This window comes from Streptomyces sp. NPDC054956, from assembly GCF_053609185.1.
Map to the genome: position 1 here is coordinate 1 of NZ_JBSGXB010000326.1, position 8,134 is coordinate 8,134.

General features: G+C 75.1%; 6 protein-coding genes. 5 read left to right on the plus strand and 1 reads right to left on the minus strand.

Annotated features, from left to right (window positions below; genetic code table 11):
• The first annotated feature begins 97 nt into the window (after positions 1-97).
• Both ACWGDE_RS32915 and ACWGDE_RS32920 read left to right on the plus strand, forming a co-directional pair.
• Entirely contained in the window at positions 98-1,240 is a 1,143-nt protein-coding gene (locus ACWGDE_RS32915; RefSeq protein ID WP_453392708.1) for an NADH-quinone oxidoreductase subunit D, read from the plus strand.
• On the plus strand, positions 1,237-2,097 hold the full coding sequence (locus ACWGDE_RS32920) for an arylamine N-acetyltransferase family protein (protein ID WP_453392709.1): 861 nt from the start codon (positions 1,237-1,239) through the stop codon (positions 2,095-2,097). The genes ACWGDE_RS32915 and ACWGDE_RS32920 overlap by 4 nt, the downstream gene beginning before the upstream one ends.
• Positions 2,098-2,148: 51 nt before the next feature.
• On the opposite strand, the gene ACWGDE_RS32925 is transcribed toward ACWGDE_RS32920, so the two are convergent.
• Positions 2,149-2,415 (minus strand): hypothetical protein, encoded by a 267-nt coding sequence (locus tag ACWGDE_RS32925; RefSeq protein ID WP_453392710.1) that lies wholly within the window; start codon positions 2,413-2,415, stop codon positions 2,149-2,151.
• 339 nt (positions 2,416-2,754) lie between these two features.
• On the opposite strand from ACWGDE_RS32925, the gene ACWGDE_RS32930 reads away from it, so the two are divergent.
• The 3 genes from ACWGDE_RS32930 (at position 2,755) to ACWGDE_RS32940 (ending at position 8,044) form a co-directional block, all read left to right on the plus strand.
• Positions 2,755-6,168 (plus strand): AfsR/SARP family transcriptional regulator, encoded by a 3,414-nt coding sequence (locus ACWGDE_RS32930; RefSeq protein WP_453392711.1) that lies wholly within the window; start codon positions 2,755-2,757, stop codon positions 6,166-6,168.
• Between the two features lie 132 nt (positions 6,169-6,300).
• Positions 6,301-6,516 (plus strand): hypothetical protein, encoded by a 216-nt coding sequence (locus ACWGDE_RS32935; protein ID WP_453392712.1) that lies wholly within the window; start codon positions 6,301-6,303, stop codon positions 6,514-6,516.
• Positions 6,517-6,796: 280 nt separating this feature from the next.
• Positions 6,797-8,044: an alpha/beta hydrolase gene (locus ACWGDE_RS32940; protein WP_453392713.1), complete on the plus strand. Its 1,248-nt coding sequence runs from the start codon at positions 6,797-6,799 to the stop codon at positions 8,042-8,044.
• Positions 8,045-8,134 lie beyond the last annotated feature (90 nt).

Sequence of the window (8,134 nt, forward strand, 5' to 3'; positions counted from 1 at the left end):
GGCCTCCCTCCTCCGCCTTGCGATGCACGGCACCGGACGCCGCTCCCTAATCCGGCCCGGGCGCAAAGCCACCCCCTTCGGCTGCGAGAATGCGCCCATGACGGAGACCACGGTCGGCATCGGCGGCGCGGCGGAGAGCACCGACATGGTGCTGAACATCGGCCCGCAGCACCCTTCCACGCACGGCGTGCTGCGCCTGCGCCTCGTCCTGGACGGGGAGCGGATCGTCAGCGCCGAGCCGGTGGTCGGCTACATGCACCGCGGCGCCGAGAAGCTCTTCGAGGCCCGCGACTACCGGCAGATCGTGATGCTCGCGAACCGCCACGACTGGCTGTCCGCGTTCTCCAACGAGCTGGGCGTCGTCATGGCCGTCGAGCGGATGCTCGGCATGGAGGTCCCCGAGCGGGCCGTGTGGATGCGCACGCTGCTCGCCGAGCTGAACCGGGTCCTGAACCACCTGATGTTCCTCGGCTCGTACCCCCTGGAGCTGGGCGGCATCACCCCGATCTTCCACGCGTTCCGCGAGCGCGAGGAGCTCCAGGCCGTCATGGAGGAGATCTCCGGCGGCCGCATGCACTACATGTTCAACCGGGTCGGCGGCCTCAAGGAGGACCTCCCGGCCGGCTGGCTGGGCCGCGCCCGCGCCGCCATCGCCGACGTGAACACCCGCATGCACGTCTACGACGACCTGGTCCGCGGCAACGAGATCTTCCGCGGCCGCACGCGGGGCGTCGGCGTCCTGTCCGCCGAGGCCGTGCACGCGTACGGGGTCTCCGGCCCGATCGCCCGCGCCTCCGGCGTCGACTTCGACCTGCGCCGCGACGAGCCGTACCTGGCCTACGGCGAGCTCCAGGACGTGCTCAAGGTCGTCACCCGCACCGAGGGCGACTGCCTGGCCCGCTTCGAGGTCCTGCTGGAGCAGACCCACAACGCCCTGGACCTGGCGGTCGCCTGCCTGGACCGGATGGAACAGCTGGCGCCCGGCCCGATCAACCAGCGGCTGCCCAAGGTGCTGAAGGCGCCCGAGGGCGAGACGTACGCCTGGACCGAGAACCCGCTCGGGATCAACGGCTACTACCTGGTCTCCAAGGGCGAGAAGACCCCGTACCGGCTCAAGCTGCGCTCGGCGTCGTACAACAACATCCAGGCCCTGGCCGTGCTCCTCCCCGGGCAGCTGGTCGCGGACATGGTCTCGATCCTCGGCTCGCTCTTCTTCGTCGTCGGCGACATCGACAAGTGACCGGCACCGACGGCACCGGCACATACGCCGCCTACCTGCGGCGCCTCGGCATCGGCGTGCCCGGTGCGCCGTCCGCCGCCGGGCTGTTCGCCCTCCAGCGGGCCCATCTGGAACGCGTCCCGTACGAGAACCTCGACATCCAGCTCGGCCGGGCGCCCGGCATCGACCCCGAGCTGTCGGCGCGCCGCTTCGCCGCCGGACGCGGCGGGTACTGCTTCCACCTCAACGGGGGCTTCGCCGCGCTCCTCGGCCACCTCGGCTACGAGGTCACCCGCCACGTCGGCGGCGTGTACGAGGAGTCCGCGGCCGAGGACGCCCTGCGCGGCGTGAGCGGCGACCACCTCGCGCTCACCGTCCGCGTGGAGGGGGCCGAGTTCTACGTGGACACCGGGCTCGGCGACGGCCCGCACGAGCCGCTGCCGCTGCGCGAGGGCTCGTACGCCCAGGGGGCCTTCGCCTACTCCCTGGAGCGGCTGGCCTCGGGAACCTGGCTCTACCGCCACCCGGGCAGCTCCGCCCCCGTCGTGAACTTCCGCCCGGAGCCGGCCTCGACGGCCGACTTCGAGGCCGAGCACGTCCGGCTGTCGACCTCCGAGGAGTCCGGGTTCGTACGGACCTTCGCGGTCCTGCGCCGGGACGCGGACGGCATCGACGCCCTGCGGGGGCGCGTGCTCACCCGGATCGACCCGGTCCGCGGGACCACCCGGCGGGTACTGGACGAGCCGCAGGAGTTCTACTCCGTGCTGCGCGAGGTCTTCGGCCGGAACCTCGACGACCTGACCCCGACGGACCGGTCGGCACTGTGGACCCGGGTGACCCGCGCCCACGAGGCGTGGCTCGCGGCCGAGGAGAGCTGAGGCCGCCGGGGCCTTGCGGGGCCCCGGGCGGTCCTGCCCGCCGCCTCGGGGTCAGGAGCGCCTGCGCAGCAACTGCACGACGATGCCCGTGAGGACTCCGCCGGTCGGTATCGCCGCTATCGCCCCGGCGGCATGACCGAGGGCGTCGAGCACCAGCGCGAACACGTACAGGACGGCACAGGCTCCGGCGGACACGGTGGCGACCAGGAGCACCGGACCGCTGCGGTCCTTGCGTGCTGGCGACGCGGCGGGCGGGAACGCGGGAGGCTGCGGCTGCGGGTCCTGCGGGGTGTCGCTCGGCTGGTGGACTCGGCGCACGGGGCTCTCCTTGCTGGCTCAGGTGGGGGAAGGCGCCGCCCGCCGGTTCCCCCCGGCACCGGCGGACGGCAGCTCCTGTCACGCGTGAGCACGGCCGCCCGGCCGCCGGCCGTCGCCCACCCGGGGCGGTTCGCCGTCGCGGCGCGTGCCGTGCGCTCGCCTCGTGACGGCGTCAGCTTGCCGAAGGGGTGGCTGACGGAATCTTGACGAAACCTGGACGTGCAGGTCACGAGGCCGGAAGGATGGCCGCCCGGGCCGGTACGGCCATTCGGCCCGGGACACGGGGCTCTTCCGCCCTCCCCCCGATGGCGTAGGGCGTATTGACGGAGGGACAGGCCGGTGGACATCCGGTTGATGGGGCCCGTACGCGCGTGGTTGGGCGGCCAGGACGTGGACCTCGGCCGGCCCCGGCAGCGGTGCGTCTGGGCGGTGCTCCTCATGGAGCCCAACCGCGTGGTACCGATCGGGACCCTCATCGACCGCGTCTGGGGCGAGCACCCGCCGGCCGCCGTGCGCAACACCCTCTACGGCTACGTGGCGGGGCTGCGGGCCGCGCTGCGCAGGGCCGACGCGGCCGCGGAGGGCGTACGGCTGGAGAACGGGCCGGGCGGCTACGTGCTCCGGGTCCCGGTCGAGCGGGTGGACCTGCACCGGTTCCGGACCCTCGTCCGCCTGGCCCGTGCGGCGGAGGCCGAGAACGACGGGCAGGCCGACGGGCGGGCCGGTGTGCGGGCCCACGCCTCGGGCCACGCACAGGGCCACGTACAGGCCGATGAACTGGCCGCCGGGCGCTGGGAACGCGCCCTGGAGCTGTGGTGCGGTGAGCCGCTGGCAGGGCTGACGGGTGCCTGGGTGGAAGGGACGCGGGCCCGGCTGGAGAGCGAGCGCGTCGAGGCCCTGCTGCAGTACCACGAGGTGCAGTTGCGCAGGGCGCGCCACCAGGAGGTGCTCCCGCGGCTGCGCGAGGTGGCCGCGGGGCAGCCGCTCGACGAACGGATGGCCCGGCAGCTGCTGACGGCGCTGTACCGGTGCGGGCTGTCGGCCGAGGCCCTCCAGTACTACGAGGGTCTGCGCAAACGCCTCGCCGAGGAGCTGGGGGTCGACCCCGGGCCGGAGCTGCGGGAGCTCTACCGGATCATCCTCCACAACGACCCGCTGCCCCAGGCGGCGACGCCTGCGCCGGCTCCCTCGGCGATGCCCGCTCCGGCGCCGGACCGGGCCCCGACTCCGGCACCCGTGCCCGCCGAACTGCCGCACGACACCGCCGGGTTCGCGGGACGCGCCGATCAACTCGCGCATCTGCACGCGCTCCTGCCGCCCGAACGGGGTCAGGAGCGGGGCCGGGAGCAGGGGCAGGAGCAGGAGCAGGAGCTCCCCTCCCGCACCGCGAACACGGTGGTCATCTCCGCGATCGGCGGCGCGGCGGGCATCGGCAAGACCGCGCTGGCCGTCCACTGGGCGCACCAGGTGCGCGACCGGTTCCCCGACGGCCAGGTCTTCGTCAACCTGCACGGGTTCGACCAGGACCGCGATCCGCTCCGGCCCGTCGAGGCCCTGGAGCTCCTGCTCCGGAGCCTGGGGCTCCCCGCCGCGGAGATCCCCTCCCACGCCGAGGCGCAGGCCCGGGTGTACCGGAGCATGCTGGCGGGCCGCCGGCTGCTCCTCGTACTGGACAACGCGGCGTCGGCGGAGCAGGTCCGGCCGCTGCTGCCGGGCAGCCCCACCTGCTGCGTCGTCGTCACCAGCCGCAACCGGCTCGGCGACCTCGTCGTCCGCGACGGGGCGCACTCCCTGCCGTTGGACCTCCTCCTGCCCGCCGAGGCCCGCGCGCTGCTGCGCGAGGCCCTCGGCGCGGCCCGGCTGTCGGCCGAACCGGAGGCGGCCGACGAGCTGGTCCGGCTGTGCGGCAGCCTTCCGCTGGCGCTGCGCGTGGCCGCCGCCCGGCTGGCGGGCGATCCGGGACTGCGACTGACCGATCTGGTTGGCGAGTTGTCCGAGGGCAGCCGGCTGGAGGCGCTCGCACCGGACGGCGAGGACGATTCGCCCCTGCGGGCGGCCTTCTCCGCCTCGTACCGGGTGCTGCCCCACGAGGCGCGCCGGCTGTTCCGCCTGCTGGGCCTCTTCCCGGGCTCCCAGTTCACCGCGGAGACCGCGGCGGCCCTCCTGGGCGCTCCTCCGTACCGGGCCAGGCGGCTGCTCGGCGCCCTGGCCGCCGCCCATCTCGTCGAACCCGAGGCGGCCGGCCGGTACCGCTTCCACGACCTGCTCAGCGAGTACGCGCACGAGCGGGCGCAGGTGGAGGAGACCGCGGCGGACCGCGACGCCGCGCTGGAGCGGCTCCTGGTCTGGTACGTGGACGCCGCCCGCAGCGCCTCGGGCACCTGGCTCTTCCCGGAGCCGGTCCACCCCTTCGGGCGCCCCGACCAGCCCGGTCTGCCCTCGCCGGACGCGGCCGCGCGGTGGCTGGAGGCCGAGCGCACGAACCTCCTCGCCGCCATCCAGCACGCCTGCCGGTACGGCCCCCGGCCGGCCGCCTGGCACCTGACCGCCGCACTGTTCGGTTACTTCTGGCTCCACCTGCCGCGGGCGATGTGGCAGGCCACGGTGGAGCCGGCGCTGGCGGCCGCCGTGGCCGAGGGCGACCTGTACGGCCAGGCCGCCATGCACAGCAGCCTGGGAGTGGTCCACTGGGACCGGGGGCACCCGCGACCGGCCCTGGCGCACCACGCACGCGTACGGGAGATCAGCCGCGAGCTCGGCTGGGCGACCGGCGAGGCGGCCTCGTTGGGCGGGAGGGGGCTCGTGGAGTGGAGCCTGGCGCGCCTCGACGACGCGCACGAACACCTCGACACCGGCGTGCGGATGATCCGCGGGACGGGGAACCTGCACCTCGAAGCCCTCGGGCTGGTCGGCCTCGGGGTGACCTGCCGGGACCTGGGCCGGCTCCACGAGGCCGCCGCCCACCTCGAACTGGCCATCACCCGCAACGGGCAGATCGGCTGGCAGGACGACAGCCTGGCCCTGCAGAACCTGGGCGGGGTGTACTGGGAACTCGGGCGGCTCGCCGAAGGCCTCGAAGTGCTGGCTCCGCAGACGGCGGCCGACGGCCGGCGCGGGTACCGCAACGGCCGCGCGATGATGCTCGATGCCGTCGCGAAGATCAACATCGAGCTCGGCCGCGACCGCGAGGCCCTGGAACAGGCGGAGCGCGCCCTCGCGATGGTCGAGGAGGTGGGCCGGCGCTGGATCCAGGCCGGCATCCTCGGGACGGTCGCCGCCGCGCAGCGGAAGCTGGGCCGGCTGGACGCGGCGCTGGCGACCGGGACTCGGGCGCTGTCCCTCGCCGCCGAGGTGCGCAACAGCCGTACGGAGATGGACTGCCTGCTGGGCCTGGCCACCACGCACCGGCTCCTGGGCCGCGGGGCGGAGGCCCGGCGCCATGCGGAGCGGGCCCTGGGCCTGGCGCGCGAGCGCTCCTTCCACGTGGTGGAGGGCCAGGCCCTGACGGCCCTGTGCGAGGTGGCGGCCTCGGAGTCCTCCCACGCGGCCGCCCTGGCCTTCGGCCGCGAGGCCCTGCCCATCCACCGCCGCACGGGCCACCGCCTGGGCGAAGCCAGAACCCTGGCGGCACTGGCCCGTGCCCTCCACGCCTCGGGCGGCCCGGACGCCGCCGCCACGGCCCACCAGGCCCTGGCCCTCTTCGAGTCCACGGGCATCCCCCCAACCGAACACCCGGACCTCCCCCACCCCTGAGCGGGCCCGCACCTCCGGACTCCGGCCCGCCGGGACGGGGCCGGGGCGGCGGGGGCGGAGGCCGGGGGCGGCGAAGCGGAGGCCGGGCAGCCCGGGCGGGCCGATGTCCTTGGGGCAGGGCAGACTTGGGGCATGTCCCACTCACCCCGCCGGGCCTGCCCCTCCTGCGGCCGCGACTGCGCCGTCACCGCCGGGCGGATCGCCCGCCACGACCCGCCCGCCGGCCGGGGCCGCGGGGACCTCGTCTCCTGCCCCGGCTCCCGCGCCCGCGTAACCCTGGGCGCCGCAGCCCCCACCCTGGACGGCTTCACCCTCTCCCCCACCCCGGGCCAACTCCCCCTGTTCTAACCGGGCCGCGCCCGGCACGCTGACCTGGCGCACAGCTCCCCCTGATCAGGCCCGGCCCACCCGGCGGCGAACGCCCCGCTGCGCTGGGCTGGTCCCCTACCCGCCCTTCCACCGTTCCCAGGGCCCCGCCCTGCCCCAGCAAGGCCCGGGCTCCGCCCGGGCCCCGTGCCGCGGCGGTGCACGTGGCAGATCGCCCCGCCCCCGGCCGGGGGGGTAGCACCAGCAACAGGGGCAGGGCTGCCGGATGTTGGGGTCCGGCGGGGGATCGTAGTTTCCGGGTATGACGACCCAGCAGACGCAGAGCAGCACCCGCCACCGGTTCCGCCGCGCCGCCGCGGCCGTGGTACTCGCCGCCGTCCTCGGGGGCATCGCCGCGCCCGTCGCCCTCGCCGCCCCCTCCCCCAGCGCCTCGCAGAGCACCGGCACCCGCGGGCAGCTCCTCGGCCTCACCCCCCTCGACCGCCTCGGCCGCGCCGAAGTCGCCGCCCAGCTCACGGACTTCGGCATGGACGCCTCCACCGTCCGCCACGGCGTCGCCGCCTACCGCCTCACCTACGCCACCGTCGACCCCCAGGGCCGTCCCACCACGGCCACCGGCCTCCTCGTCCTCCCCCAGGACGGCCCGTACCGCCTCGACCTGGTCTCCGACACCCACGGCACGCTCGCCACCCGCGACGACGCCCCGTCCGGGGCCCCGGGCTACAACCGGATCACCCCCTATCTGCACGCCTCCGCCGGCCGCGCCGTCGCCGCCCCGGACTACCTGGGCCTGGGCGGCGGCCCCGGCAGCCACCCGTACATGGACACCCGGTCCTCGGTGACCGCCTCCGTCGACATGCTGAAGGCCTCCCGCACCGCCGCCGGCCGCCTGGGCCGCGCCGTCAGCCGGGACGTGTACGCCACCGGCTTCTCGCAGGGCGGCCAGGTCGCGATGGCGCTGGGCCGTGAACTCTCCCGCGGCCAAAGCGGCTTCCGGCTGCGCGCGCTGGCCCCCATCGCCGGCCCGTACGACCTGAGCGGCTCCGAGCTGCCCGGGATCTCCGACGGCCGGGTCGCACCGCGCACCGCCGTCTTCTACCTCTCCTACTTCCTCACCGCGCAGAACCGCCTGCACCCGCTCTACAAGGACCCCGCCGAGGTGTTCCGCGCACCCTATGCACAGGCTATGGAAAGCCTGTTCGACGGGAGCCACCACGAGCAGGACATCGTGGCCGGGCTCCCCGGCACGGTCGAGGAACTGCTCACCCCGGAGTGGGCCGCGAACATCCGCGAGCCGCGCGGGGCCCTGCGTACGGCCCTGAAGGCCAACGACGACGCCTGCGACTGGAAGCCCGCCGTCCCCGTCCGCCTCTACGCGGGCTCCGCCGACACCGACGTGCCCATCGGCAATTCCCGCGCCTGCGCGGCCGACCTGGCCCGGCACGGGGTCCGGGCGAAGGTCGTCGACCAGGGCCCGGACGCCGACCACTTCACCTCGGCGGTCCGCTCGGCGCCCCAGGCCGTCCGCTGGTTCGACTCGATCCGCTAGGCCGTCTCTTTCGGATCTTGCCGGTTGAGCCCGCGTCGTCCGGTGCCGTGCATCGGCGCGTTGGCGGGGCGCCCGTGTACTGGACGTACT